Raw genomic sequence first — 24,196 nt, forward strand, 5'->3', positions numbered from 1 at the left:
CTCGGGCCGGCGCGGACGGTGAAGGCGCGGGGTGCGGCTGAGGCCGTGCCCCGCGGTCCCCGCCCGTCGCCGGGGCGCGTCACGCCCCGCGACGGCGGTCGGAACCCGGCCGTTCCCGTCCTCGTGAAGGCGCGTGCGTCCGCGGTCGTGAGGCGCCGCCGTCCGTGCGGTCGTCGTCGGGAGTCGGCCGTACACGCTGCTGTCGGGAGTCGGCCGCACGGCGAGCCGCCGGGAGGCGTCCGCCCGGGCCGCGTCAGAACCCGTCCGCCCGGGCCGCGTCAGAACCCGTCCGCCCGGGCCGCCGTCCAGAGTGCGTCCCAGTCGGGGAGCTTGACCACCTCGCGGCCCAGCCGTGCTCCCAGTTCCGCCTCGGCTCGCTCGATCGCCTGCCATCCGGCCCATTCGACCGGCCGTGTCCCCTCGGCCCGCAGCGCCGCGAGCGGATCATCGACGGCCTCTCGCTTCACGAGGCCGGGGGCGTCCTCCAGCAGGGAGGTCACCGTCTCCTTGGCGCACGGGCGATTGGTCCCGATGACACCGGTCGGGCCCCGCTTGATCCAGCCCGCCACGTACTCGCCCGGCGAGACGGCGCCGTCCCGCAGGACCCGTCCCGCCCGCTGCGGGACCGTGCCGCGGTCGGCGTCGAACGGCAGTCCGTCCAGCGGCACCCCGCGATAACCCACCGAACGCAGCACCAACTGGGCCTCGATCTCCTCGAACCGGCCGGTCCCCGTCACCCCGCCCGCCCCGTCCGGCACCGTCCGCTCGAAACGCACCGCGCCCACCCGGCCGCCGTCAGGGAGGAGTTCGACGGGCCGCAGGAAGAACCGCGGGCGGATGAGACGCGGCCGGCCCCGCGGCGCGGCCGCCGCCCAGCCCCGGAGGACCTCCACGTTGCGGCGCTGCGCGGCGGGCAGCCCCGACGGATCGAGGTAGGCCGGATCGAGCGCCAGCTCCGCCTCGTCCACGCTGATGTCCGCCTCCGGCAGGCCGCCGAGCTCGCGCAGTTCCTTCGTGGTGAAGCGGGCCTGCGACGGTCCGCGCCGCCCGACCATGCTGATCTCGGTGACCTCGCTGGCGGCCAGTGCGCCGAGCGCCGCCTGCGGTATGTCGGTGGGGCTCAGCTCGGGCGCGGTGCGGGCGAGGATCCGGGTCACGTCGACGGCGACGTTCCCGACACCGATGACGACGGCCGAGCGTGCGCCGGCCACGAACGCTCCGGCCGCGGAGTCGGGGTGCGCGCTGTACCAGGAGACGAACTCGGTCGCCGACCAGCTGCCGGGCAGATCCTCGCCGGGCACGCCGAGACGCCGGTCGGTGGAGGCGCCGACGCAGTACACGACCGCGTGGTACAGCTCCCGCAGCCGCGCCACCGGCACTCCGCCGGGTCCCACCTCGACGCCGCCGAGGAAGCGCACCCGCTCGTCCTCCAGGACGGTCCGCAGATTGTTCTGGAGCGACTTGATCTTCTCGTGGTCGGGCGCCACGCCGTAGCGCACCAGCCCGTACGGGCAGGGCAACCGGTCCAGGACATCGACGCGGACGTCGGGAGGTCCGCTCCGCTGGACAAGACCCTGTGCGCTGTAGACCCCACTGGGCCCCGAACCGACGACGGCGACACGCAGCACTGCGGAACTCCTTACCCGAGGGATCAGGAAGATCGCTGACAGGACATCGCTGGTGCTCCCAGGATCGCACCACCCGGTGCTCCGCTGACAGGGTGCGGAGCGTGCCGGTCGCGCGCGTGTCCGTTCGTAGCGAATGTGATGATGCGGTTACGTTCCGTTCGTGCTAGACGCATCGTTCCTCAATCTGTCCGACCGCTGCCGCGCGGACGGCGACGTGTCCGTGTGGCCCGCCTGGGAAGTGCGGGAGTCCGCGTCGGGCGTCACGTCCTGGTTCAACGTCCGGCTGGCCTTCACCGACGGTGCCCGGGTCGATCTGCTCGCCGTGCTGTCGGAGGAGGCCCTGTCGATCGAGGACGTACGAGCCGAGCCGCCCCTCTCGCTGGACGACCTCGCCGTGGTCGCCGAGTGGATCGAGGAACCGCTGTCCGAGGCGTGCGGCAGCCGCCTCGGCTTCGGCCGCGACCAGGACCGGGAGAGCCAGGCCCGGCGCGCCCGCCCCGCCTGGCCGCGCGGCGCCGAGGGCCGTCTGCTGGTGGCGGAGGAGTACCGGGCGGCCCAGAAGGAGGGCGCGGACCCCGTGCTCGCCGTCATGGACGCCACCGGCCACAGCCGCCGCAAGTCCCTCAGGCTGATCGCCGGGGCGCGGGACGCGGGGTTCCTGACACCTCGGCACGCCCGCCGCTGACCCCGGACCGGACGCCCGCTCGTGCTTCCCTCGCGCGAGCCCGGCGTCCGGACCCGGCGGCGCACCGCGCTCGGCGCCCCGCGGCCGGCTACCTGGACGGATCGGCCCCGGGTTCCGGATCGGTCGCGAAGAAGCGGGACAGATCCGTCTCGCGGGGGCCGTCCGACGCCTCGGCGTCCGGCGGCACCCCCATCTCCCAGTCCAGCCGGTAGCGCTTGAAGAGTTCGGCCCGCAGCACCGGGACCCTCATCGGCACACCCGGCACCAGCGCCGCGTAGACCGCGCCCATGAGCAGGGCGCGCAGCATCGGGTAGTCGGCCGAGACCTGCTGCGACCCGTAGCGTGCCACGGTGTCCCCGAGCAGTTCGGACAGCCGCACCTGTTCGGGGCACTGGACGAAACCCTCGGCCTGGAGCAGCCCGGCCATGTGCTGCCGCATCAGCACCGGCTGATCCCGGGTCAGGCCCAGGATCGCGTCGATGACCCGCGCCATCCGCTCCCGGCCGTCCTCGCTGCGCGGTTCGCGTTCGAGGGCTTCCTCCAGGGTGCGATGCATCAGCCGGTGCACCGCGGACTGGAGGAGCTGGCGTTTGCCGGGAAAGTAGTACGAGACGAGTCCGCGCGCCGATCCCGCGCGATCCGCGATGTCCCCGAGCGTCGTGGCGTCGTAACCACGCTCGCTCACCAGCTCGACCGCGGCTTGCAGCAGACGTTCCCGGGAACGCCGCCGCAACTCTTCATTGACCGAGGCGCTTCGCGGGGACATGCTGTAACTCCTGCGTTGACTGGCTGCCAGCCAACTATACTCAACGCGTTCGGATCCAGGCCCTTCGCGGGTCGGTTCCGGGCTGCCGCCGACCTGGGGCGACGCGGGGGATCGCCTCAGGTCGGACGTGCGGCAGCGGGCGCCGGTGGAGTGCTGTCCGCTCCGCGGCCGTCCGCGGGCTTCATGGACCGTGGTTCCCGGTCTCGGGCGTCTCGCTCAAGACGCCCTGACGCGGGCGCCGGTGCGCGGAGCGGTAGGCGCGTCGCCAGTTGGTGACCATGTACCAGCCGACCGACAGGCTCAGCAGCACATTGCCGACGAGGGTCTCCCTGTCGTCGCTGCGAACCGTGTTGAGGAGACCGGCGGCGGTGACACAGGTGAGGAAGCCGGCGAGGAGGATCCAGAGCGCTGTCTTCATTACGGACCTCGGGACTGTATGACGGGGGCGCCAACCTAGCCATGGATCCCGAATTGCGAGGCGTTTGGCCCGTGTTGGCCAAAACTTGACCACATCGGCCCGCCTGGGACCAGAAGCCATCAGCCTGGCGAAGCCCGTCCGGGCCGGCGGGTGTCCGGAGCCCGTGGCGCCGGCACGTCAGTCCGTGTCCACCAGGTCGAGCACCGGCCGCAGTCCGTCCGGGCGGTCCGTCGCCGGCAGGTGGTCGACGAAGTACAAGGCGCAGCCCAGGGCCGCCGCACCGCCGTCCGCCGTGCGGTCGTCGCCGACCATCAGGGTGTCCTCCGGGGCGATGCCGAGTTCGGCGCAGGCGGTCGCGAAGAGCCGCGGGTCCGGTTTCTGGACGCCGTGCTCGTACGACAGGACATAGGTTCCGACGAACGGGTCGAGGCCGTGTTCGCGGAAGACGGGCCGCAGGTCCCAGCCGATGTTGCTGACCACCCCGACGGCGAGACCCCGCTCGCGGAGCGCGCCGAGCACCTCGGCGGCATCGGGGTAGGGCTTCCAGGCGGCGGGCCGCATCTGGCGCTCGTACAGCGCGTCGTGCAGAGCGGGATCGGGCAGCGACACCTGCCGGGACAGACCGGTGAACGCCGCTCTGTGCTGCTCGGCACCGCGGTCGCGGTTCTTCCACAGGTCGACGAGGTGATCCGGCACCGGCCGCGCCGGACGGGCTCCGCCCGCGAGCGCGCCCGTCGCCTCCAGGGCGCGCGCCTTCTCGGCCAACTCCGGCTCCGGGAGCGGGTGACCGGTCTCCGCGAGCACCGCGCGCAGCCATGATTCCGTGTTCTCGACGCGGAAGAGGGTCCCGGAGAAGTCGAAGAGCACACCGTCGAAGGTCATGCGGGAGATCTTTCGCGGGGTATCCCGCGGTGGTCAAGGAGCCCCGGTCCGGCGAACCCCGCACGGGAGTCCGAGGTGCCGCCGACCGGGCCAACGCCTTGGCGGGACTGACGGGGCCGGCCTAACCCAGTGCTCGCAGGCCCGGTACGAACGCCACGAGGACCGGGACCACCGGCACCAGCGCGGCTGCCGCCGTCAGCCGCAGCCGACGGGCTGCCGTGAGGCGGTCCCGGGGGGTGAGGAGGCGGTCCACGCGCTGGGGGACATGGGCGCCCGGGGCCTGTCCGGGTCCGAACACGCCCCGGTCCTCGTTGAGTTCGACCAGGGCGAGAGCGATCGTGAGCCGGCCGAAGCGACGTGACGCCACGTCGTCGGCGGCGAGTTCGACCAGCCGGTGCATCTCGTCGCGGAACGCGGCGAACACGGGAACCTGCGGGAACCCGTTGGCCAGCGCGGCCGAACAGTGCAGCAGCCAGTCGTGCCGGGCCCGCGCGTGTCCCTGCTCATGGGCCAGTACGGCATCGAGCTGACGTCCCTTGAGGCGGCGCAACGCGGCGGTGGTGATCACCAGTTGGGGAGCCGTGCCGGGCAGCCACCAGGCGTCGGGGCGCTCTCCCTCCAGTACCACCAGACGATCCGCGCCGGACTCCTCGCCGGGCAACAGCGGTGCCCGCACCTGGAGTTCGGACCGGCTCTGCCGACGGCGCAGCCGCGCCCGTACGATCTCGCGCGCCAGCATCGCCGCGGTCCAGGCGCCGCCGCACGCGAGTGCCACGGCCGTGACGGCGGCCCAGGGACCTCCGGCGCCCGGGGCGTAGGCGTCGACGACCGACGCCGGTGCGCCGCCGAAGACATGGCCGCGCACGGCCACCCAGGCGGCGGACGCGCTCAGCGTCATCGACAGGGCGCAGCACAGCAGGACGGCCGCCACCACGCACTGCCACACCCACAGGGCGACCACGGGTTCCCGGTCCGGCCAGTCGGCCCGTGCGAGCAGTCGCGGAGCGACCACGGAGGCAAGGGCGCCGAGCAGCAACAGTGCCGCGGGGACCATCATGGCCGAAGCCTATGAGCGGGGCCCGCCGCTGGATACGGTCAGCGACCCCAAGTGACGTACGCCACGGGTTCGTACCGCGCCCGGGCTCCCTCCCGGGCACCCCCGGCCTCGGAGCGTGGCCGCGCGTCAGGGGCGCGGCCCCGGGCCTCCGGAAGCCGGAGCGTGACCGGCGTCAGAGCGTGACCAGCATCGCCAGCATCGCGATCCCCATCGACAGGCGGCAGGCCTGGGAGAGTTCGGGGCGGTCGCCCCAGCCGGCGACGCGTGCCGTCGGGCCCGACGTGGCGGCCGCCGGCAGGAGACGGACGCCCGAGCGGAGTACGTAGCCGGTGAAGTACAGCAGGAGCACTCCGGTGAGGACGGGGGCGCCGGTGCCGCCGTGGACGTGGTGGGCCGGGGCGGTGGTCATCACCGCGGCCATGTAGACCATCGCGAGGGTGCCCATCAGATGGTGCAGATGGTGTCCGCCGCCGCGGGCCGTCCACAGCGCGCGCAGCGCGGCGACGCCGAAGACGGCCGCGCAGGCGAGCCAGGCCCAGCGGGGCGGCGTCACCGCGGCCGCCGGTACGGCCATCGCGGCCATGCCGAACCCCATGAGCGCCTCGCCGCCCGCGGTGCGGCGCTGTTCCTCGACGGGGCTGCGCATGCGCAGCAGGCAGTAGGCCCCCGTCGCCGCGCACAGCGCGACGAGCAGCCAGCCGGGTGAAGCCGGTCCGTGCACCCGCGTACCTCCCCGCAAGACGATGTCGGACGCGCGACGCGCGACGCGGGACACGCGATGCCGAGGCGGAGGGTGCCGGGCAGCGGTGCCGGACATCGGACAGTCGGTCAGGGCATGCCCCGGGCAGCCGGTGCGCATACGAGCGCAGGGTTGTACACGGGGGAGCGTGCGGGAGTGCACCGCAGGTGGGAGCCGCTTCGAGAAACTATTTTACAGATAAAACACCTGTTAAGGTTATCGTCATGAGCAGTGCGACCCCCCTCCGTCCCCCGCGCGCCCGGCGGCTTCCGCTGGCCGGCGTGCTGCGCCTCGGCAGGCCCTCCGACATCTGGTTCAAGCCCGCCCTGAGCGTCGTCGTCGCGGTCGCCCCGCCGAATCTGACGCTGCTGGCGCTCGGCCGGCTGGACCTGGCGATGTACACCATGGCGGGGTCCCTCTGCGCGCTCTACGCCCACAGCCGCCCGTACGCCGCACGGGCAGGAGCCCTCGCCCGGGTGGTCGCCGGAATGCTCGGCGGACTCGGCGTCGCGCTCGTCACGGCCTCGCTCACCACGAACGCCGTCGTGCTGGTCACCGTCGGCGCGCTGCTGGCCGCCGCTCAGAAGGCCCTGTGCGACGCCACGCGCATCGGCCCGCCGGGGCATGTCGTCCTCGCCTTCATCTCCTCGGCGTCCCTGTTCGCGCCGCAGAGCCTCGGCCAGGTGCCCGGCCACCTCGCGCTGGGCGCGGCGGCGGGAGTCTGGGCCTGGATCGTCGGCATGGCCCCCGGGCTCGTACGCCCGCACGGCCCGGAACGGCGTGCCACCGCGCACGCGCTGAAGGCCGCCGCCGTGTCCGTCGGGACCCCGGACGACGCCCGTGCCCGCGCGGCCGCGGCCGCCGCCGTGCACACCGCCTGGCAGTCGCTGCTGTCCACGGGAGCCCGTTCCGCGCCCCGGCGCGCTCTCGAACGGCTCGTCGTACGGGCCGAGGTCGCGCTCGCCGCACCCGCCGACACGGACCCCGAACGGCTGCGCGGCTGGGCCCGCGAACTGTCCGGCACCGGACCCGTCCCGCGCCCCGACGGACTCGGCGACGCCGCGGACGAACTCCTCGGCGTCGAGGCCGCCCTCGCTTTCGGGGAACCGCCCCTGTTCGCCCGGCTCGGCCCGCTCGCCCCCGTCGCCCTGCGCACCGCGCTCGGCTGCGCCCTCGCCGGATACGCCTCGCTCGCGCTCGGCGTCGGCCGCCCCTACTGGGCCCTGGTCACCGCCGCCTCCCTCTACCAGGCCAACGTCACCCTGACCTGGAGCCGCGGCGTCCAGCGTGTGACCGGCAACCTCGTCGGCGTCGCGGCCTTCGCCGTCCTCCTCCCGCTCGCCCACGCCGGCCGGGCGGCCCTCGTCCTGTGCTGCCTCGCCCTGAACTTCGGTGCCGAGGCGCTGATCGGCCGCAACTACTGGCTCGGCAGCGTCTGCGTGACCCCCATGGCCCTGCTGATCACCGAGTTCGCGCACGCCCAGCAACCCGGGGAGCTGATGACCGACCGGGTCCTGGACACCCTCGTGGGAGCGCTCGTCGGCTTCCTCGCGGCCGTCGCCGTGACCGACCGGCGGGCCGTCGACCGGATCGAGGAGGCGCTCGCCGCGGTGGGGCGGGCCCAGGAACACGCCGCCGGACTGCTCGCCGAGAAGCGGCCCGAACCCGGCGCCCTGGAGTCGGCCCGCCGCGGTCTGTCCGCCGCCGTCGTGCACCTGCGCTCCGCCGCGGACACCGCGTCGGGCGAATGGCGGAGGCGCGCCCTGCCGGAGGAGCGGGTGATGCGGGCCGAACAGGCCGGACACCGTACGCTCGCCGCGACGGTACGACGCCAGGGACTGCACTGCCGGGAGGGCGCACAGGCATGACGACAGCGGACGGGCGGAGAGCGGCGGACGGCGACCCGACGCCGGACGGTGATCCGACGCCGGCGCCCGGCGACAAGGTGGTGGCCGACACGGTGGCGGCCGTCGTCCGCCAATGGGGGAACGTGCGGCCCGATCTCGACACCGGGCCCATGGAGGTGATCGGGCGGGTCAACCGCTGTGCCGCGCTGCTCCAGCAGGCCGAGGACGCGCCGCTGCGCCGGGCCGGGCTCACCCGCCCCGAGTTCGACGTGCTCGGGACGCTGCGCCGCACCGGGCACGAGCTGACCCCCAGCGACATCGCCCGCGAGACCTTCTCCTCGGGTGCCGCCGTCACCAAGCGGCTCAAGCAGCTGACCGAACGCGGCCTCGTCGAGCGGCGCGGCGACACCCGTGACCGCCGTGTCGCACACGTCCGGCTGACCGATGCCGGACGGGACCTGGTCGACTCCGTCCTTCCCGACCAACTCGCCTACGAGACCGGGGTCCTGTCCGGCATCGAGCGGGAACGCCAGCGTGAACTCGCGGTTCTCCTGGGCGAGTTGCTCGGGCAGTTGGAGGGCCGGCTGAGACTGCCGCGCGCCTGACACCGACCGGGGGGATCGTCGGCCCGGCCGGGGTCAGCCCTTCGCGCCCTCCGAGTAGATGCCGAAGGCCGCGCCCTGTCTGTCCCGGGCGACGGCCAGGCGGCGGTGGCCGCCCGGCTGGGAGACGGGCTCCATCAGCAGGTGGCCGTCCGCCATGAGGACCGCGTTCGCCGTGGCGTCCACGTCCTCGACGGCGAAGTAGGGCAGCCAGTGCGAGGGCACCTCGTGCGCGAAGTTCTCGTCCATCGTGACCATGCCGCCGAAGTCGGCGCCGTCGACGCCCCACTGCGGGTAGTGCTCCGAGGGCCTCACGGTCCAGCCGAACACCGTCGTGTAGAACTCGGTCACCCGGTCCGGGGCCCGGGTCAGGAGTTCCACCCAGCCGAGCGCGCCGGGCGCGTTGAACAGCCCCGCACCGGGGAAGGCCCGCGCCTGCCGCATCTGGAACACGGCGCCGCCCGGGTCGAAGGCGACCGCGAAGCGGCCCACGTCCAGCACGTCCATCGGGGTCAGGGCGAGGGTTCCGCCGGCGGCCTGCACGGCCGCCGCGGTCGCGTCCACGTCGGTGGCGGCGAACGACACGTTCCAGGCGACGGGCTGCGACTCCTGGTAGATCGGGGTGATCGCCGCGACGGCCGCGTCCCCCAGGTACGCGACGGTGTACCCGCCCGCCTCCTGACGCGGGTCCGTCTCCGGGCGCCAGCCGAACAGATCGGCGTAGAAGCGCTTGGCGCCCTCCAGGTCGTCGGTACCGAGCTCCGTCCAGCAGGGTCCGCCGGGCACCGGCCTGTCGAGCTTCATGACGTTCCTTCCGCAGCGTGCCCCCTCAGCACGCTAAGCCTGCGGTGGAGCACCGGCCATCCGGACACACCGCCCCGGGGGCTTCAGGGCCGGTAGCGCAGGGGATGGTCGGCCGGGATCTCGACGATCACGATCTCGGTCCCGTCGGGGTCCGCGATCCACATCTCGATGAGCCCCCACGGCTCCCGTACGGGCCCGCGCACCACCTCGACTCCGGCGGCCGTCAGCTCCTCGTGGGCCGCCGTCATGTCCGCGACCTGGAGCCACAGTTTGAGCGCCGGGGAGGGCGGCGCCTCGGAGCGTCCGGCGACTTCCAGGAAACCGCCGCCGAGGAAGTACACGGTCCCGCGCTCGGGCCCCGTGCCGAACTCGCGGTAGACGGCGAGGCCGAGCTGTTCACCGTAGAAGCCACGCGAACGTTCCGGGTCGGTCGGACGCAGAAGGGTCCGGCTGCTCAGTACATGCACCATGCGCACGGAGCCTAGGGCCTGCCCGACAGGTCCCGGGGGAGCGTTACGCTCGGGCGTGCCCCGCCGCGCCACCGATCGGAGAACCGCTGCCATGGAAACCGCCGCCGCCACCGGACTGACCTTCCGCGACGCCGTCGACAGCGATGTGGACGCGCTGGTCGCGCTGGTCGAGTCGGCGTACCGAGGTGACTCCAGCCGGGCCGGCTGGACCACGGAGGCGGACATCCTCGAAGGCCAGCGGACCGACGCCGACGCCGTCCGCGCCATCGTCGAGGCACCCGACAGCCGGCTCCTGGCCGTGGAGCGGGACGGCGCGCTCGTCGCCTGCTGCCAGCTCGAGCACCGCGGTGACCACGCCTACTTCGGCATGTTCGCGGTCAGCCCCGCGTTCCAGGGCGGCGGGCTCGGCAAGGTGATCATCGCCGAGGCGGAGCGGACGGTCCGCGAGGTGTGGGGCGCCACGGAGATGCACATGACCGTGATCTCCGTACGCGAGGACCTCATCGCCTGGTACGAGCGGCGCGGTTACCGCCGTACGGGCCGGATGACGCCCTTCCCGTACGGCGACGAGCGCTTCGGTGTCCCCCAGCGCGACGACCTGCGCTTCGAACTGCTGGTCAAGCCGCTCGTCTAGGACCTGTCCGGACCGGCCCGGGCCTCGGTGGGAAGGCACCCGCCGTCGGCCGGGCCGTTCGGCGCGTCCTCGCCGAACGGCCCGTGCGTGTCGCCGCGGACGGCGCAGCGCGCTTCGTCGGGCTACGCCGTGAAGCGGCCCGTGCGCTTGATCTCGGGGTAGTCGGTCGTGGCGCCGTCCAGCTCCAGAGCGCGTACCAGCCGGAGGTGGTCCTGGGTGTTCACCACCCAGCCGATGATCTTCAGGTCGGCCTTGCGGGCGTGTTCGACGACCTCCAGGCTCAGCCTGCGGATGTTGAGGCAGACGGTCGCGGCGCCGGCCTCGACGGCGCGGTCCACCACGTCGGTGCCGTAGCGGCTGGCGATCAGCGCGGTACGGACCCCCGGCACCAGCCGGGCGGTCTCGGCGATCGCCTCGTCGTGGAAGGACGACACCTCGACCCGTCCGACCAGGTCCTTGCGGTGCATCACCTCGGCCAGAGCCCTGGCCGCCGCCACGTCCTTGATCTCGGCCTGCAACGGCGTCCTGACCGCTTCCAGGACCTCCTCGAAGACGGGGACGCGCTCGCCGTGTCCCGCGTCCAGCGCGCGCAGCTCCGCGAGCGTCTTGTCGGCGATGGGCCCCGAGCCGTCGGTCGTACGGTCCACGTCGGCGTCGTGCATGACGACGAGGGCGCCGTCCTTGCTCAGATGGAGATCGAGTTCGATGAGGTCGAGGCCCGCGTTCTGGGCGGCGGTGAAGGAGCGGAGGGTGTTCTCGGGCTCGACACCCATCACTCCGCGATGACCGATGGTGAGGAAGTTCAAGATTCGACTCGCTTCCGTCGACGGCGGCTCGGCGCGCGCGTGGTTCCGGCGGGGCGGCCACGCGCCAGGCCGCAGCCTAATGGCCTGGCTGTGCTGTGTACCCGTTCCTACGCCGTCCAATGGGAGTGTCGGATTCACACGGCGCGGTGAGTGCCGCCCCCGGGCGCCGTACCGGGGGTGCGGACGCGCGAAGCGACCCCGCGGTCCCCTTCGTGACGAGGGCCACGCGTGCGCCGCCGGGGTGAGGGCAGGCGGAGGACCGGGCGGCGACAGCCGCCGGCCGACGGGACGCTGTGGTGCATGTCTCGCATCGAGAGTGTCAGGCAGGAAAAAGTGCGGTGAAGGCGGGGGGTGCGCAGGATAATCTCCCGGGTTCCCACTTGCGTAACGGAACCTCGGATACATACGGTGTCCATACGCGAGGTTTTCCTGTGGAGGATGGGACATGACGGAAGTTCTTGTGCAGGTGGGTTCGGAGGAGCGGGTTCCTCCCGTGGCCAGGGTGGTGGAGCACCCGGCGTGGCCCGTGCTCAAGGCTGCCGTGGAGCAGATCCGGCCCTGGCAGTCCAAGGACGGCTCCATCGACTTCGAGGCGGACGGCGCCCCCGCCGCCGCCGACGTCGAAACCGTCGTGCGCCGTGCGACGGAGGCGATAGACGAGCTCTCCCCGCTGGTGCCCCACGACGTCGCCTACCACGAGGCGCTCGTGAAGGACCTGCGCCGCTGGGCCGACAGCGGCTTCCAGGTGCCCGACTTCCTCGACTCGCTGCTGGCCTTCCAGCCCGCCGCGAAGCGTGAGGACGGCCTCCAGCACCTGGTCGTCTTCCCGATGTACACCCAGAACGGCAACCTGGACCGCAACTTCGAAGCGGTCGTGCTGCGCATGGTGTGGCCCGAGTGGCTCGCCGAGCTGGAGGCCACCCGCTACGACAACCCGCTGTTCTGCGGCATCACCTTCGAGGACTTCACCGCGGGGTACGACACCAACTCCGCCGTCCTCTTCCCCGAGACGATCGCCGTGCGCGAGGCGCCCGAGCGCTTCACCTGGGGCGGCATCTTCTGCGACCGCGAGGCCGCCCGCTTCCGTGCCGTCACCGACGCCGCCGTGGACACCCTGGGCCTCGAACTGCCCGAGGACATCGCCGCCATGGTCCACGACCAGGAGCGCTGCGAGAAGGCCTTCGTGCTCTGGGACATGGTCCACGACCGCACCCACAGCCACGGCGACCTGCCGTTCGACCCCTTCATGATCAAGCAGCGCCAGCCGTTCTGGATGTACGGCCTGGAGGAGCTGCGCTGTGACCTCACCGCCTTCAAGGAGGCCGTGAAGCTGGAGTCCGAGGGCAACGAGCACGGCCGCGACGTGCAGTACGCGGTGCTCTTCGACCGGATGTTCCGCTTCCCGCTCACCGGCGACCGCGTCCGCAACTACGACGGTCTCGGCGGCCAGCTCCTCTTCGCCTACCTGCACAAGCACGACGTCGTCCGCTGGACCGACAACAAGCTGCACATCGACTGGCAGCGCGCCCCGCAGGTCACCAACCAGCTGTGCTCCGAGATCGAGGACCTCTACCGGGCCGGCATCGACCGCCCCAAGCTCGTCCACTGGTTCAAGGCCTACGAGCTGGTCTCCACCTACCTCGCCCCGCACCCGGGCTCCCGCTGGGCCAAGGGTCCGGACGCGCTCGACCTGTCGCAGCCGCCGCGCAAGCTCGTGGACGACGTGCTTCCGGACGAGTTTCCCCTGAGCATGTTCTATGAGGCGCTCTCCAAGAAGCTGAAGAACGTGATCGCCTCCACCAAGGGCATCACCGCGGCCGGCTCCGAGCGGGTCGCCGCGTGACCGACCGCGGTAGCGAGAACATTGCTCAGGAGGCGAAGACCATGGGGAACGGGGCTCTCAGCGGTGCGGTGATCGCGGTGGCGGGTGCGGGTGGACCCGCCGGCCGTGCGGCGCTGCTCAGGCTCGCCGAGGCGGGCGCGACCGTGATCGGCGCGGACAACGACCCGGAGCGGCTGGCGGAGGCCGTGGACGCGGCCCGTTACGCGCACGGCGGCTCCACCGTCGTCGGTGACACCGTCGACCTGCTGGACCTCCAGTCGACCCGCGACTGGGCCGCGCGCATCCAGAAGGACTTCGGCCGGGTGGACGGGCTCGTCCACCTCGTCGGCGGCTGGCGCGGCAGCGAGACCTTCACCAAGACGGTTCTCGACGACTGGGACCTGCTCGAACTCCTGCTGATCCGCACGGTGCAGCACACCACGCTCGCCTTCCACGAGGCGCTGCAGGCCAGCGACCGCGGCCGGTACGTGCTGATCAGCGCCGCCGGCGCGAGCAACCCCACCGCGGGCAACGCCGCCTACTCCGCGGCCAAGGCCGCCGCCGAGGCGTGGACCCTGGCCATGGGGGACTACTTCCGCAAGGCCGGCATCGCCGAGGGCGCGCAGGGCGCGACGTCCGCCGCTGCCATCCTGGTGGTGAAGGCGTTGGTGCACGACGCGATGCGCGCCGAGCGGCCGAACGCGAAGTTCGCGGGCTTCACGGACGTCACGGAACTGGCCGAGGCCATCGTCGGCGTCTGGGACAAGCCCGCCGCCGAAGTGAACGGAAAGCGCCTGTGGCTGACCGAGAAGCCGTGAACCCTCCGAAGACCGACGCCCGCCGTCATCACGACCCGGCCGTCCGCGGTTTCGCCAGTGACAACTACGCGGGGACCCACCCCGAGGTGCTCGCCGCCCTGGCCCTGGCCAACGGCGGGCACCAGGTCGCGTACGGCGAGGACGCGTACACGGAGAACCTCCAGGGGATCATCCGCAGTCACTTCGGTGCCGGAGCGGAGGCCTTCCCGGTCTTCAACGGCACCGGCGCGAACGTCGTCGCGCTCCAGGCGGTCACCGACCGCTGGGGCGCGGTGATCTGCGCCGAGAGCGCGCACATCAACGTCGACGAGGGCGGCGCCCCCGAGCGCATGGGCGGCCTCAAGCTGCTCACGGTGCCCACGCCCGACGGCAAGCTCACGCCCGAACTGATCGACCGGCAGGCGTTCGGCTGGGACGACGAGCACCGTGCGATGCCGCAGGTCGTCTCGATCACCCAGAACACCGAACTGGGCACGCTCTACACGCCCGGCGAGATCCGCGCGATCTGCGACCACGCCCACGCGCACGGCATGAAGGTGCACCTGGACGGGTCCCGGATATCCAACGCCGCCGCCTCCCTGGACGTCCCGATGCGGACGTTCACCAACGCGGTCGGCGTCGACATCCTGTCGCTGGGCGGCACCAAGAACGGCGCGCTGTTCGGCGAGGCGGTCGTCGTCCTCAACCAGGACGCCGTCAGCCACATGAAGCACCTGCGCAAGCTGTCCATGCAGCTCGCCTCGAAGATGCGCTTCGTGTCGGTGCAGCTGGAGGCGCTGCTGGCCAAGGACCTGTGGCTGCGCAACGCCCGGCACGCCAACGAGATGGCCCAGCGCCTCGCCGAGGGCGTCCGCGCCGTGCACGGAGTGGAGATCCTCTACCCGGTCCAGGCCAACGCGGTCTTCGCCCGGCTCCCGCGCGACGTCAGCCTGCGGCTCCAGAAGCGCTACCGCTTCTACTTCTGGGACGAGAGCGCGGGCGACGTCCGCTGGATGTGCGCCTTCGACACGACCGAGGACGACGTCGACGGTTTCGTGGCGGCGCTCAAGGAGGAGATGGCCCAGCAGTAGCGGGGCCGGCACCGAACAGAGTGCATAGATATGCGGCCATCCGAAAAGTCATTGACTCTCGGGTGGTCGCATTCCTATGCTCTACGGGCATGGAGCTGATCCAGGAGACAAGCGACCTGTCCGCTTATCTGGCCGCCGACGAGGTGGTCGACCATCATCATCCACTCGTCCGTGAGGCGGCCGCACGGCTCGCCAAGGAATCCGTCGACTCGTATGCCTATGCGCGGTCGGCGTTCGAGTTCGTGCGGGACACCATCCCGCACTCGATCGATTCCGGTGACCCGAGGGTCACCTGGCGCGCCTCCGACGTCCTGGAGCAGCGCACCGGCATCTGCCATGCCAAGGCGCACGCGCTGGCCGCGCTCCTGCGGGCCGAGGACATCCCCACCGCGTTCTGCTACCAGAGGTTCGAGGTGCTGCACGGTCTCGTCGCCGTACGTCTCGACGGCGCCTGGCACCGGCAGGACCCCCGGGGCAACAAGCCCGGAGTGGACGCCCGGTTCTCGCTCGACGGCGAACGGCTCGCCTTCACGCCCGACCCGGACCTCGGCGAGCAGGACTACCCGGGGTTGTACGCCGAACCGCACCCCGCCGTCATCGGCGCCATGAAGGCCGCCCCGGACAGGGAGGCACTGCTCCGGACGCTTCCCCTCGCGCTGTGAGGCGGGGGGAAGCGTCCCTCGCGGTGAAGGGAAGGGGTCAGCGGGCCTCGGCCGCGCGCACCTCTTCCGGGGTCGGCGCGGTGCCGCCGAGGTGGGCGGGCATCCACCAGGTGTCGTCCGGCCCCTTGGGGCGTACGGGATAGGCGCGCTGGGCCGATTCGAGCAGCTCCTGGACCCGCTCGCGCAGCCGCCGGGTGATGGCGCCCGCGTACTGGTCCTTCGGGGCCTCCACCGGCTCGCCGACCCGGATGGTGATCGGGGTGTGGCTGCGCTTGAAGTTGCGCGGGTGACCCTTGGTCCACAGTCGCTGCGTGCCCCACAGGGCCACGGGGATGAGGGGGACGCCGGCCTCCTGGGCCATGCGCGCGGCACCGGACTTGAAGCTCTTCAGCGTGAACGACTGCGAGATGGTCGCCTCGGGGAAGACGCCGACGATCTCACCGGAACGCAGCGAATCCAGCGCGTGCTGGTACGCCGTCTCGCCCTGGGCGCGGTCCACGGGAATGTGCTTCATGCCCCGCATCAGCGGACCGGAGATCTTGTGCCGGAAGACCGACTCCTTCGCCATGAAACGCACCAGGCGCTTCTGCGGCAGGGCGGCCAGGCCGTCGAAGATGAAGTCCAGATAGCTGATGTGGTTGCTGACCAGCACGGCGCCGCCCGAGCGCGGAATGTTCTCCGATCCCTTGCAGTCGATCTTGAGGTCCCACGCCTTGAAGAGCGTTTGGGCGAGGCCGACGACGGGACGGTAGACAAGCTCTGCCATGGACGGGGTGGACCCTTCTCTCTGCCTGGGAAGGGGTCTCCCGGCGGGAAAGTTACGCTGCCGTAGGTTTACGGCAATGCGCAGATCGTGCCCGAAGAACGGACGGGTGGCCAGCCCTGGTGCCGTGGAACGGCGAGATCCTCGTCACGTCGCCCCTTGATCCACCTCGGGGTTTTAACTCACCTTTACTTTGCTCGTACCGTCACGCGTCGTACGACCAGGTACATCTCACACCCGAGGCAGTACCCGAACGCGGCATTGAGAAACGCCGCGCCGAGGGCGCACGCGGTTGCCGCCGAACCCAGCCAGGCGGGCCCCGCGGTCCAGCCGATCAGGCCCACCACCGCGAAGGCGAGGCCCACCGCCTGCGCGAACCGCGGGGGCTCCGGCGGCTCGAACTCCGTCGGCGGGCCGAGCCGCGGCCGCACGGCCTTCCTGAAGACCCAGCCGTACGGCGAGCGCGTCACGCCGCCCGCCGCGCCCAGGGCGAACGCCAGCGTCTGCCAGGCCAGCAGCCAGACGCTCCCCGTGATCAGCGTGACCGCCAGTACGACGGTTGTCACCGCCGCGCCGAAACGCGGCCCTCTCGCATCGATGTCCATGAATCAAGCATTCCGCACGCAGGGCGCCCCCGGGCCCGGGAATCTTTGCGGTCTCGTGAATGCTTGTGCATGTGATGAGCGGACTCGTGGTGTGCCTGGTCGTGCTCGCGGCGGCGAGCGTCTACGGAGTGCTGCACCGGTGGCGGAGCGGGAGGGTGCGGGTGAGCGGGCGCGACGGCGGAAAGCGGCTCGGCGCGGCGGAGCTGGGTCAGGCACTCGGGGAACGGGCCACGCTCGTGCAGTTCTCCAGCGCCTTCTGTGCCCCCTGCCGGGCCACCCGGCGGGTGCTGGGCGAGGTGGCCGGCATGGTCCCCGGCGTGTCGCACGTGGAGATCGACGCCGAGGGCCACCTGGACCTCGTACGCGATCTCGGCATCCTCAAGACACCCACCGTGCTCGTGCTCGACGCCGGCGGGCGGATCGTGCGGCGGGCGACGGGACAGCCGCGCAAGGCGGACGTCGTCGCGGCGCTCGGCGAGGCCGTCTGACCGGCGGCGATCATGGTGAGCCATCTCCCACATGCCGGTACGCCCTTGACTGCGCCCGCCGCCTCTCGTCAGCCTGACCGTATGTCACCGCACAACCTTCTTCCCGAGTTCGCCCGCATGGACCCGTCCCGCGCCGCGGGCGCGCGCGGTCCGGGCTGTTGACCGGTCAAGGACCGTCTCCCGCCCCCGGTTCCGCCCGCGCGGCCGGAACCTCACGTCGGCTCTCGCAGAAGGACAGCTCCATGACGGCCACACCCGGCCTCGGCACCCCACGGCCCGCCTCACCGGATCTGCTGCGCTCCGTGTTCCGGCGGCACGCGGCCGGTGTGGCCGTGATCACCGCCCCGGGCGCCCGCGGTCCCGTCGGTTTCACCGCCACCTCGCTCACCTCGGTCTCGGCCGAGCCCCCGGTCGTCTCGTTCGGCATCGGCACCGGCGCCTCCAGCTGGCCCGCGATATCCGAGGCCGACCATGTCGGCGTGCATGTGCTCGGCGAACACCAGCGGGAGCTGGCCGCCACCTTCGCCCGCAGTGGCGCCGACCGGTTCGGTGCGCCCACCCGTTGGCGTAAGGGGCCCGAGGAAGTTCCCGTGCTCGACGACGTCCTCGCCTGGCTGGTGTGCCGTGTCGTGGCCCGGGTACCGGCGGGCGACCACCGCATCGTCCTGGCGGAGGTAGTGCTGGGCGATCACTCGGGCGCGGGCGGCCCTCTCCTGTACCACCAGGGCCGGTTCAACGGCCTGCGCGACTGAACCCGCAGGCCGGGGGCAGTGGATTTGCTACTCGCCGGTTCTACTCGCCGGTTACACAGCGTTGCGAAGGTCACAGTCCAAAGCGCTTGCTTAGTGTGCGCCCAGTGGGTGTACTGGTGAGTAATATTTCGTTCGGAGCGCGGGCCGCCCCGACCGGGATCGGCCGCTTCAGGCGCCTATGCTGCCTGAAAGAAGGCAGCCCAGAAATGACGATGCAGTAGGAGAGCCGGCGTGAGCTTGAGGATCGTTGTCACTGTGAAGTACGTGCCCGACGCCACCGGCGACCGGCACTTCGCCGATGACCTGACCGTCGACCGTGACGACGTGGACGGCCTGCTGTCCGAGCTCGACGAGTACGCCGTCGAGCAGGCGCTGCAGATCGCCGATGACGCGGACGACGCGGAGATCACCGTGCTGACCGTCGGCCCCGAGGACGCGAAGGACGCGCTGCGCAAGGCGCTGTCCATGGGTGCCGACAAGGCCATCCACGTCGAGGACGACGACCTGCACGGCACCGACGCCGTGGGCACCTCGCTGGTGCTGGCCAAGGCGATCGAGAAGGCCGGCTTCGACCTGGTCATCTCGGGCATGGCGTCCACGGACGGCACCGCGGGCATCGTCCCGGCGCTGCTGGCCGAGCGCCTGGGTGTCCCGCAGGTCACGCTGCTCTCCGAGGTCTCGGTCGAGGACGGCGTGGTCAAGGGCCGCCGTGACGGCGACACCGCCTCCGAGCAGCTGGAGGCCTCCCTGCCCGCGGTCGTGTCGGTGACCGACCAGTCGGGCGAGGCGCGTTACCCGTCCTTCAAGGGCATCATGGCCGCCAAGAAGAAGCCGGTTCAGTCCTGGGACCTGGAAGACCTGGAGATCGAGGCGGACGAGGTCGGTCTCGAGGGTGCCTGGACCAAGGTCGAGTCGGCCACCGAGCGTCCGGCGCGCACCGCCGGAACGATCGTCAAGGACGAGGGCGAGGGCGGCAAGCAGCTCGCTGAGTTCCTCGCGGGCCAGAAGTTCATCTAGTCGCCGAGGGTCCGGGGCTCTGTCCCCGGCCCGGCGCAGTGATCACGGCCACCCCGCTTACCGCCCCTCAGACTTCGCAATCCGCAGGAGTGCATTCCCATGGCTGAAGTTCTCGTCTACGTCGACCACGTGGACGGTGCCGTCCGCAAGCCCACCCTCGAACTGCTGACGCTGGCCCGCCGTATCGGCGAGCCCGTCGCCGTCGCCCTCGGCTCCGGTGCCGAGAACACCGCCGCCGCGCTCGCCGAGCACGGCGCGGTGAAGGTCCTCACGCACGACGCCGCCGAGTACGCCGACTACCTCGTCGTGCCGAAGGTGGACGCTCTCCAGGCCGCGTACGACGCCGTCTCCCCGGCCGCCGTGCTCGTCCCGTCCTCCGCCGAGGGCAAGGAGATCGCGGCCCGCCTCGCGGTCCGCATCGGCTCGGGCATCATCACCGACGCCACCGACCTGGAGGCCGGTGACGAGGGTCCGGTGGCCACGCAGTCCGCGTTCGCCGCCTCCTTCACCACCAAGTCCCGTGTCTCCAAGGGCACCCCGGTCATCACGGTCAAGCCGAACTCGGCCGCCGTGGAGGCCGCCCCGGCCGCCGGCGCCGTCGAGGCCCTCGCGGTCACCTTCTCCGACAAGGCCACCGGCACCAAGGTCACCGCCCGCACCCCGCGCGCCTCGACCGGCCGCCCCGAGCTGACCGAGGCCGCGATCGTCGTCTCCGGCGGCCGTGGCGTCAACGGCGCCGAGAACTTCTCGGTCATCGAGAACCTCGCCGACTCGCTCGGTGCCGCCGTGGGTGCCTCGCGTGCCGCGGTCGACGCCGGCTGGTACCCGCACACCAACCAGGTGGGCCAGACCGGCAAGTCCGTCTCGCCGCAGCTCTACATCGCCTCCGGCATCTCCGGCGCCATCCAGCACCGCGCCGGCATGCAGACCTCGAAGACGATCGTGGCGATCAACAAGGACGCCGAGGCGCCGATCTTCGACCTGGTCGACTACGGAGTGGTCGGCGACCTCTTCGACGTCGTCCCCCAGCTCACCGAGGAGATCAACACCCGCAAGGGCTGATCCCCGCAGCGCTGACGAAGGCCCCCGCGACCGCACCGGTCGCGGGGGCCTTCGCGCATCCCGGGAGCGTCCCGCCACCGGCCCCCTTCATCTCATCCCAGGGTCAGCGAGGCCCGTACCGGCAGATGGTCGCTCGGGAACTGGCCGTGCAGCGAGAAGGTGTCGATCGACGCCCGGTGCACCTCGACGCCGGGGCCCGCGAGGATCCAGTCGATGCGGTCGCCGTCCGGCGTCAGCGGCGCGTAGCCGTGGAAGGTCGCGTAGAGCCTGCTCCGCCCGGCGGCCGTGTCCCAGGTGTCGGTGAGCCCGGCGCCCAGCAGGATGTCGTAGACCTCGTTCCGGTGCGCCGCCGCGTTGAAGTCGCCGGTCACCAGGCACGGCAGGGACGGATCGAACTCCGCGATCCGCTCGGCGACGAGAGCGGCGGCCCGTACCCGCGCGTACTGGCTCGCGTGGTCCAGGTGGGTGTTGAGGACGTGGAACCGCCGTCCGCCGTCCGCCAGGTCGCGGAAGCGCACCCAGGTGGCGATGCGGGGGAGCGCGGCGCCCCAGGTGTTCGAGCCGATCACCCGGGGAGTGTCGGAGAGCCAGAACGTGTCGTGCTCCAGCGGGGCCAGACGCCGGGTGTCGTAGAAGAGCGCCATGGACTCGTCGCCGCTGCCGCCCTCCCTGCCGGTGCCGATCCACTCGTAGTGCGGCGCGAGGTCGGCCTCGATGTCGAGCAGCTGCTGGTAGAGGCCTTCCTGGGTGCCGATGACGTGAGGCCGCGTACGGCGCAGCAGCTCACGCATCACCGGACGGCGCACCGCCCAGCTGTTGGGCTCCACGGCGCTCGCGAAGCGCAGGTTGTAGGTCATGACGTCGAGACGGGGACGGGGGCGTCGGGTGGCGGAGGCCCGTGCGGTGGTGAGCAGGGGCAGGGCGACGGCGGCGGCCACCGCGTTTCTGAGCCCCGTGCGTCTGGTCACTCTGCTGGAGTCGGGCACGTGTGCTCCTTCGCTCGCGAGTCAGGATGGGGCGCGCACCACGGGAGGGGAAGAAGGAACCGGGAACGTCTGTCCCGGGCGGCCGGGACGGGATTCTGTCCCGGGAGACCGGGACGGGAGTGAACGTGGCGGGGCCGCGGCGTGTCCCGCGGTCCAAGAAGGTGTTGACCCGCGGGAAGCCCGCCGGATAACTTCATTCAACGGATTGTTGATTCCGTACTGCGGAAAACAGGAGGGTGCCGGATGGGTCAGGGTCAGCAGGAGAAGGTGGCGACGACCCTCCCGGGCGCCGTCACCGAAGCGGTCGGCGCCTCCCTCGCCCCCGTCGACGCCGAGCTGGAGCGCCGCTATCCAGGAGACCCCGGCACCCGTCAGCCCGTCCATACCGTGTACGTCCCCGGAGACGCGTTCGCCGCCGACACCGTCCGAGCCTGGGGCGACCGCGCCCTCGCCGCCCTCGACGAACACGCCCCCGACGCCGCCTCCTTCGCCGCCGTCCTCGGCCTCACCGGCGAACTCGCCGGGCCCGTGTACGACCGCGTACGCGCCAAGCTGGAGCGCGAACCCGTCGAGGACCTGCGCGTCGACTTCGAGGACGGCTACGGCCCGCGCCCGGACGCCGAGGAGGACGCGACGGCGGCCCGCGCGGCCCGGCTGATCGCCGAGGCGTACGAGAACGGCACCGCGGCCCCGTACATGGGCATCCGCATGAAATGCATGGAGGCGCCGGTCCGCGACCGGGGCATCCGCACCCTCGACATCTTCCTGACGGGCCTGATGGAGGCGGGCGGCCTGCCCGAGGGGCTCGTCCTCACCCTGCCCAAGGTGACGTACGCGCGGCAGGTCACCGCGATGGTCAGGCTCCTGGAGGAGTTCGAGAAGGCCCGCGGTCTGGCACCCGGCCGGATCGGCTTCGAGATCCAGATCGAGACCAGCCAGGCCATCCTCGCCACGGACGGCACGGCCACCGTCGCCCGCATGATCCAGGCCGCGGAGGGCCGCGCCACCGGACTGCACTACGGCACCTTCGACTACAGCGCCTGCCTCGGCGTCTCCGCCGCCTACCAGTCGAGCGACCACCCGGCCGCCGACCACGCCAAGGCGATCATGCAGGTCGCGGCCGCCGGCACCGGCGTACGCCTCTCGGACGGCTCCACCAACGTCCTGCCCGTCGGCCCCACCGAGAAGGTCCACGACGCCTGGCGCCTGCACTACGGCCTCACCCGCCGCGCCCTGGCCCGCGCCTACTACCAGGGCTGGGACATGCACCCCGCCCACATCCCGACCCGCTACGCGGCCGTCTTCGCCTTCTACCGCGAAGGCTTCGAACAGGCCGCGGCCCGCCTCTCCCGCTACGCCGGCCACGCCTCCGGCGACGTCATGGACGAACCCGCCACGGCCAAGGCCCTCAGCGGCTACCTCCTCCGCGGCCTGGACTGCGGCGCCCTGACGCCGACGGAGGTGACCCGCGAGTCGGGCCTGACCCGACACGAGCTGGAGGGGTTCGCCCGGCCGCGTCGGGGGGATCCGACCGCGCCGGGCCGGTAACGACACGCCCTGGCCGGTGACTCGTCCCGCCGTTGGGGTTCCCGGAAACGCGCGTGGGGCTCAGGCACTCCCCGGGCCGAGCGGGCGGGGTTCCCCGGGCCCGAGCGGGCGGGTCCGTCCCCCGTTCGGCCGGAAGCCGTCGCTCAACGCGCCGGCGGCAGTTCCCCCGAGCCGCGGGTGATCAGGCGGGTCGGGAGTTCGATGCGTTCCGGGGCGATGAGGCCGCCGTCGAGCTGGCGGAACAGGCGCTCGGCGGCGGTGCGGCCCAGGGCGGCGGCGTCCTGGGCGACGACGGTGACCCCGGGCTCCAGGAGGTCGGCGAGCTCGATGTCGTCGAATCCGACGAGGGCGACGGGGCGGCCGCGCTCGGCGATGACCCGGACGACGGTCACGGTGACCCGGTTGTTGCCCGCGAAGACCGCGGTGACGGGGGAGGGGCCGGACAGCATGTCCTCGGCCGCCTTGCGCACCCGCTGCGGATCGGTGACACCCAGGGACATCCAGTCGTCCTCGACCGGTATCCCGGCGTCCTCCATCGCGGCCCGGTAACCGCGCAGCCGCTCGGCGGCGGTGTGGATGCGGGGCATGTCACCGATGAAGCCGATCCGGCGGTGGCCGTGGGCGATCAGGTGGGCGACACCGTCCCGGGCGCCGCCGAAGCTGTCCGACAGGACGACGTCGGCGTCGATCCGCCCGGCCGGGCGGTCCACGAAGACCGTGGCCACGCCCGCCTTTATCTCCGGCTCCAGATAGCGGTGGTCGTCGCCCGCCGGGATCACGACCAGCCCGTCCACACGGCGCGCGCACAGCGCGAGGACCAGCTCCTGCTCGCGGTCCGGGTCCTCCGCGCTGGAACCGTTGATCAGCAGGGCTCCGTGCGCCCGGGCCACCTCCTCGACCGCGCGGCTCAGCGGCCCGTAGAACGGGTCCGCGAGGTCCTCCAGGACCAGCCCGATGCTCGCGGTACGGCCCTTGCGCAGCACCCGGGCGCTGTCGTTGCGGCGGAAGCCCAGCGCCTCGATGGCCTCCTGGACGCGCCGCTCCGTGTCCGGGGTGACCCCGGGCTCGCTGTTGACCACGCGGGAGACCGTCTTGAGGCCGACTCCGGCACGCGCCGCCACGTCCTTCATGGTCGGACGGTTTCCGTAGCGGTTCTCGGATCGGCGGGTGGTCTCGGCCACGATGTGCTGTCCTGTCCTGTCGTCCACGGGGATGCGTAGGTCCATGGGGTTGTATGAGGATGTGGCGTCGAGCATAGAGCCTGG

Annotated in this window: 26 protein-coding genes; 13 read left to right on the forward strand and 13 right to left on the reverse strand. The window is 71.9% G+C overall.

All coding sequences use genetic code 11. The features are described 5' to 3' along the window. Positions 1-278: 278 nt before the first annotated feature. Complete coding sequence (locus ACFYW9_RS08425) at positions 279-1,628, reverse strand: FAD-dependent oxidoreductase (protein ID WP_389146419.1); 1,350 nt, start codon at positions 1,626-1,628, stop codon at positions 279-281. Positions 1,629-1,842: 214 nt separating this feature from the next. On the opposite strand from ACFYW9_RS08425, the gene ACFYW9_RS08430 reads away from it, so the two are divergent. Further along, positions 1,843-2,313: a DUF6214 family protein gene (locus ACFYW9_RS08430; protein WP_389146747.1), complete on the forward strand. Its 471-nt coding sequence runs from the start codon at positions 1,843-1,845 to the stop codon at positions 2,311-2,313. 88 nt (positions 2,314-2,401) lie between these two features. Here the strand turns inward: ACFYW9_RS08430 and ACFYW9_RS08435 are convergent, their stop codons facing one another. The 5 genes from ACFYW9_RS08435 to ACFYW9_RS08455 all read right to left on the reverse strand — a co-directional run bounded on the left by ACFYW9_RS08435 (position 2,402) and on the right by ACFYW9_RS08455 (position 6,157). Beyond that, on the reverse strand, positions 2,402-3,079 hold the full coding sequence (locus ACFYW9_RS08435; protein ID WP_389146422.1) for a TetR/AcrR family transcriptional regulator: 678 nt from the start codon (positions 3,077-3,079) through the stop codon (positions 2,402-2,404). 181 nt (positions 3,080-3,260) lie between these two features. Next, positions 3,261-3,497 carry a hypothetical protein gene (locus ACFYW9_RS08440; protein WP_389146425.1) on the reverse strand — a complete coding sequence of 79 codons (237 nt, stop codon included), beginning with the start codon at positions 3,495-3,497 and terminating at the stop codon, positions 3,261-3,263. A gap of 177 nt (positions 3,498-3,674) precedes the next feature. Further along, the gene (locus ACFYW9_RS08445) at positions 3,675-4,379 is read right to left on the reverse strand and encodes an HAD family hydrolase (protein ID WP_389146428.1); all 705 of its coding nucleotides are present in this window, start codon (positions 4,377-4,379) and stop codon (positions 3,675-3,677) included. A 121-nt stretch (positions 4,380-4,500) separates the two neighbouring features. After that, complete coding sequence (locus tag ACFYW9_RS08450) at positions 4,501-5,436, reverse strand: M56 family metallopeptidase (RefSeq protein WP_351862695.1); 936 nt, start codon at positions 5,434-5,436, stop codon at positions 4,501-4,503. 172 nt (positions 5,437-5,608) lie between these two features. Next, positions 5,609-6,157: a DUF5134 domain-containing protein gene (locus ACFYW9_RS08455; protein WP_389146432.1), complete on the reverse strand. Its 549-nt coding sequence runs from the start codon at positions 6,155-6,157 to the stop codon at positions 5,609-5,611. Between the two features lie 242 nt (positions 6,158-6,399). On the opposite strand from ACFYW9_RS08455, the gene ACFYW9_RS08460 reads away from it, so the two are divergent. Continuing rightward, on the forward strand, positions 6,400-8,043 hold the full coding sequence (locus ACFYW9_RS08460) for an FUSC family protein (RefSeq protein ID WP_389146435.1): 1,644 nt from the start codon (positions 6,400-6,402) through the stop codon (positions 8,041-8,043). After that, on the forward strand, positions 8,040-8,627 hold the full coding sequence (locus ACFYW9_RS08465) for a MarR family winged helix-turn-helix transcriptional regulator (protein ID WP_389146438.1): 588 nt from the start codon (positions 8,040-8,042) through the stop codon (positions 8,625-8,627). Before ACFYW9_RS08460 ends, ACFYW9_RS08465 begins: the two co-directional genes overlap by 4 nt. Positions 8,628-8,660: 33 nt before the next feature. Here ACFYW9_RS08465 and ACFYW9_RS08470 read toward each other — a convergent pair whose 3' ends face one another. Both ACFYW9_RS08470 and ACFYW9_RS08475 read right to left on the reverse strand, forming a co-directional pair. Beyond that, positions 8,661-9,428, reverse strand: a complete 768-nt coding sequence (locus ACFYW9_RS08470) for a VOC family protein (RefSeq protein WP_389146441.1) — start codon at positions 9,426-9,428, stop codon at positions 8,661-8,663. An 83-nt stretch (positions 9,429-9,511) separates the two neighbouring features. After that, positions 9,512-9,898: a VOC family protein gene (locus ACFYW9_RS08475; protein WP_389146444.1), complete on the reverse strand. Its 387-nt coding sequence runs from the start codon at positions 9,896-9,898 to the stop codon at positions 9,512-9,514. A gap of 91 nt (positions 9,899-9,989) precedes the next feature. Here ACFYW9_RS08475 and ACFYW9_RS08480 point away from each other — a divergent pair, with 91 nt between their 5' ends. Further along, the gene (locus ACFYW9_RS08480) at positions 9,990-10,532 is read left to right on the forward strand and encodes a GNAT family N-acetyltransferase (RefSeq protein ID WP_389146447.1); all 543 of its coding nucleotides are present in this window, start codon (positions 9,990-9,992) and stop codon (positions 10,530-10,532) included. Positions 10,533-10,654: 122 nt separating this feature from the next. Here ACFYW9_RS08480 and ACFYW9_RS08485 read toward each other — a convergent pair whose 3' ends face one another. Continuing rightward, positions 10,655-11,338, reverse strand: coding sequence for a glycerophosphodiester phosphodiesterase family protein (locus ACFYW9_RS08485; RefSeq protein WP_351862702.1), 684 nt, complete (start codon positions 11,336-11,338; stop codon positions 10,655-10,657). Positions 11,339-11,783: 445 nt separating this feature from the next. On the opposite strand from ACFYW9_RS08485, the gene ACFYW9_RS08490 reads away from it, so the two are divergent. The 4 genes from ACFYW9_RS08490 to ACFYW9_RS08505 all read left to right on the forward strand — a co-directional run bounded on the left by ACFYW9_RS08490 (position 11,784) and on the right by ACFYW9_RS08505 (position 15,710). Beyond that, positions 11,784-13,181: a DUF6421 family protein gene (locus ACFYW9_RS08490; RefSeq protein ID WP_351862703.1), complete on the forward strand. Its 1,398-nt coding sequence runs from the start codon at positions 11,784-11,786 to the stop codon at positions 13,179-13,181. A 41-nt stretch (positions 13,182-13,222) separates the two neighbouring features. Continuing rightward, the gene (locus ACFYW9_RS08495) at positions 13,223-13,978 is read left to right on the forward strand and encodes an SDR family NAD(P)-dependent oxidoreductase (RefSeq protein WP_351862704.1); all 756 of its coding nucleotides are present in this window, start codon (positions 13,223-13,225) and stop codon (positions 13,976-13,978) included. Next, complete coding sequence (locus ACFYW9_RS08500; RefSeq protein ID WP_389146452.1) at positions 13,975-15,048, forward strand: threonine aldolase family protein; 1,074 nt, start codon at positions 13,975-13,977, stop codon at positions 15,046-15,048. The genes ACFYW9_RS08495 and ACFYW9_RS08500 overlap by 4 nt, the downstream gene beginning before the upstream one ends. 89 nt (positions 15,049-15,137) lie before the next feature. Continuing rightward, a complete protein-coding gene (locus tag ACFYW9_RS08505) occupies positions 15,138-15,710 on the forward strand; it encodes a transglutaminase domain-containing protein (protein ID WP_389146455.1) in 573 nt (190 codons plus the stop codon). Positions 15,711-15,747: 37 nt separating this feature from the next. On the opposite strand, the gene ACFYW9_RS08510 is transcribed toward ACFYW9_RS08505, so the two are convergent. Together ACFYW9_RS08510 and ACFYW9_RS08515 are read right to left on the reverse strand one after the other, a co-directional pair. Next, positions 15,748-16,476 carry a lysophospholipid acyltransferase family protein gene (locus ACFYW9_RS08510; RefSeq protein ID WP_389146458.1) on the reverse strand — a complete coding sequence of 243 codons (729 nt, stop codon included), beginning with the start codon at positions 16,474-16,476 and terminating at the stop codon, positions 15,748-15,750. 185 nt (positions 16,477-16,661) lie between these two features. Further along, positions 16,662-17,078, reverse strand: a complete 417-nt coding sequence (locus tag ACFYW9_RS08515) for a DUF4395 domain-containing protein (RefSeq protein ID WP_351862708.1) — start codon at positions 17,076-17,078, stop codon at positions 16,662-16,664. 74 nt (positions 17,079-17,152) lie between these two features. Here ACFYW9_RS08515 and ACFYW9_RS08520 point away from each other — a divergent pair, with 74 nt between their 5' ends. From ACFYW9_RS08520 to ACFYW9_RS08535, 4 genes are all read left to right on the forward strand, one after another. Continuing rightward, positions 17,153-17,566 carry a thioredoxin family protein gene (locus tag ACFYW9_RS08520; protein ID WP_351862709.1) on the forward strand — a complete coding sequence of 138 codons (414 nt, stop codon included), beginning with the start codon at positions 17,153-17,155 and terminating at the stop codon, positions 17,564-17,566. A gap of 242 nt (positions 17,567-17,808) precedes the next feature. Then, the gene (locus tag ACFYW9_RS08525; protein WP_389146462.1) at positions 17,809-18,318 is read left to right on the forward strand and encodes a flavin reductase family protein; all 510 of its coding nucleotides are present in this window, start codon (positions 17,809-17,811) and stop codon (positions 18,316-18,318) included. Between the two features lie 231 nt (positions 18,319-18,549). After that, positions 18,550-19,335: an electron transfer flavoprotein subunit beta/FixA family protein gene (locus ACFYW9_RS08530; protein WP_389146465.1), complete on the forward strand. Its 786-nt coding sequence runs from the start codon at positions 18,550-18,552 to the stop codon at positions 19,333-19,335. Between the two features lie 99 nt (positions 19,336-19,434). Beyond that, complete coding sequence (locus ACFYW9_RS08535; RefSeq protein ID WP_389146468.1) at positions 19,435-20,397, forward strand: electron transfer flavoprotein subunit alpha/FixB family protein; 963 nt, start codon at positions 19,435-19,437, stop codon at positions 20,395-20,397. A gap of 92 nt (positions 20,398-20,489) precedes the next feature. Here ACFYW9_RS08535 and ACFYW9_RS08540 read toward each other — a convergent pair whose 3' ends face one another. After that, complete coding sequence (locus ACFYW9_RS08540) at positions 20,490-21,383, reverse strand: endonuclease/exonuclease/phosphatase family protein (protein ID WP_389146471.1); 894 nt, start codon at positions 21,381-21,383, stop codon at positions 20,490-20,492. Between the two features lie 243 nt (positions 21,384-21,626). On the opposite strand from ACFYW9_RS08540, the gene ACFYW9_RS08545 reads away from it, so the two are divergent. After that, the gene (locus ACFYW9_RS08545; RefSeq protein WP_389146474.1) at positions 21,627-22,931 is read left to right on the forward strand and encodes a DUF6986 family protein; all 1,305 of its coding nucleotides are present in this window, start codon (positions 21,627-21,629) and stop codon (positions 22,929-22,931) included. A gap of 143 nt (positions 22,932-23,074) precedes the next feature. Here ACFYW9_RS08545 and ACFYW9_RS08550 read toward each other — a convergent pair whose 3' ends face one another. After that, positions 23,075-24,157, reverse strand: a complete 1,083-nt coding sequence (locus ACFYW9_RS08550; protein ID WP_351862714.1) for a LacI family DNA-binding transcriptional regulator — start codon at positions 24,155-24,157, stop codon at positions 23,075-23,077. Between the last annotated feature and the right edge of the window lie 39 nt (positions 24,158-24,196).

This window comes from Streptomyces sp. NPDC002698, from assembly GCF_042888945.1.
GTDB lineage: Bacteria > Actinomycetota > Actinomycetes > Streptomycetales > Streptomycetaceae > Streptomyces.

Excerpts from the sequence above, each read along its gene's own strand:
- ACFYW9_RS08435 (WP_389146422.1), bottom strand. The coding sequence starts at position 3,079 with ATGTCCCCGCGAAGCGCCTCGGTCAATGAAGAGTTGCGGCGGCGTTCC.
- ACFYW9_RS08440 (WP_389146425.1), bottom strand. The coding sequence starts at position 3,497 with ATGAAGACAGCGCTCTGGATCCTCCTCGCCGGCTTCCTCACCTGTGTC.
- ACFYW9_RS08445 (WP_389146428.1), bottom strand. The coding sequence starts at position 4,379 with ATGACCTTCGACGGTGTGCTCTTCGACTTCTCCGGGACCCTCTTCCGC.
- ACFYW9_RS08450 (WP_351862695.1), bottom strand. The coding sequence starts at position 5,436 with ATGATGGTCCCCGCGGCACTGTTGCTGCTCGGCGCCCTTGCCTCCGTG.
- ACFYW9_RS08460 (WP_389146435.1), top strand. The coding sequence starts at position 6,400 with ATGAGCAGTGCGACCCCCCTCCGTCCCCCGCGCGCCCGGCGGCTTCCG.
- ACFYW9_RS08465 (WP_389146438.1), top strand. The coding sequence starts at position 8,040 with ATGACGACAGCGGACGGGCGGAGAGCGGCGGACGGCGACCCGACGCCG.
- ACFYW9_RS08470 (WP_389146441.1), bottom strand. The coding sequence starts at position 9,428 with ATGAAGCTCGACAGGCCGGTGCCCGGCGGACCCTGCTGGACGGAGCTC.
- ACFYW9_RS08475 (WP_389146444.1), bottom strand. The coding sequence starts at position 9,898 with ATGGTGCATGTACTGAGCAGCCGGACCCTTCTGCGTCCGACCGACCCG.
- ACFYW9_RS08480 (WP_389146447.1), top strand. The coding sequence starts at position 9,990 with ATGGAAACCGCCGCCGCCACCGGACTGACCTTCCGCGACGCCGTCGAC.
- ACFYW9_RS08490 (WP_351862703.1), top strand. The coding sequence starts at position 11,784 with ATGACGGAAGTTCTTGTGCAGGTGGGTTCGGAGGAGCGGGTTCCTCCC.
- ACFYW9_RS08495 (WP_351862704.1), top strand. The coding sequence starts at position 13,223 with ATGGGGAACGGGGCTCTCAGCGGTGCGGTGATCGCGGTGGCGGGTGCG.
- ACFYW9_RS08505 (WP_389146455.1), top strand. The coding sequence starts at position 15,138 with ATGGAGCTGATCCAGGAGACAAGCGACCTGTCCGCTTATCTGGCCGCC.
- ACFYW9_RS08510 (WP_389146458.1), bottom strand. The coding sequence starts at position 16,476 with ATGGCAGAGCTTGTCTACCGTCCCGTCGTCGGCCTCGCCCAAACGCTC.
- ACFYW9_RS08515 (WP_351862708.1), bottom strand. The coding sequence starts at position 17,078 with ATGGACATCGATGCGAGAGGGCCGCGTTTCGGCGCGGCGGTGACAACC.
- ACFYW9_RS08520 (WP_351862709.1), top strand. The coding sequence starts at position 17,153 with ATGAGCGGACTCGTGGTGTGCCTGGTCGTGCTCGCGGCGGCGAGCGTC.
- ACFYW9_RS08525 (WP_389146462.1), top strand. The coding sequence starts at position 17,809 with ATGACGGCCACACCCGGCCTCGGCACCCCACGGCCCGCCTCACCGGAT.
- ACFYW9_RS08535 (WP_389146468.1), top strand. The coding sequence starts at position 19,435 with ATGGCTGAAGTTCTCGTCTACGTCGACCACGTGGACGGTGCCGTCCGC.
- ACFYW9_RS08545 (WP_389146474.1), top strand. The coding sequence starts at position 21,627 with ATGGGTCAGGGTCAGCAGGAGAAGGTGGCGACGACCCTCCCGGGCGCC.
- ACFYW9_RS08550 (WP_351862714.1), bottom strand. The coding sequence starts at position 24,157 with ATGGACCTACGCATCCCCGTGGACGACAGGACAGGACAGCACATCGTG.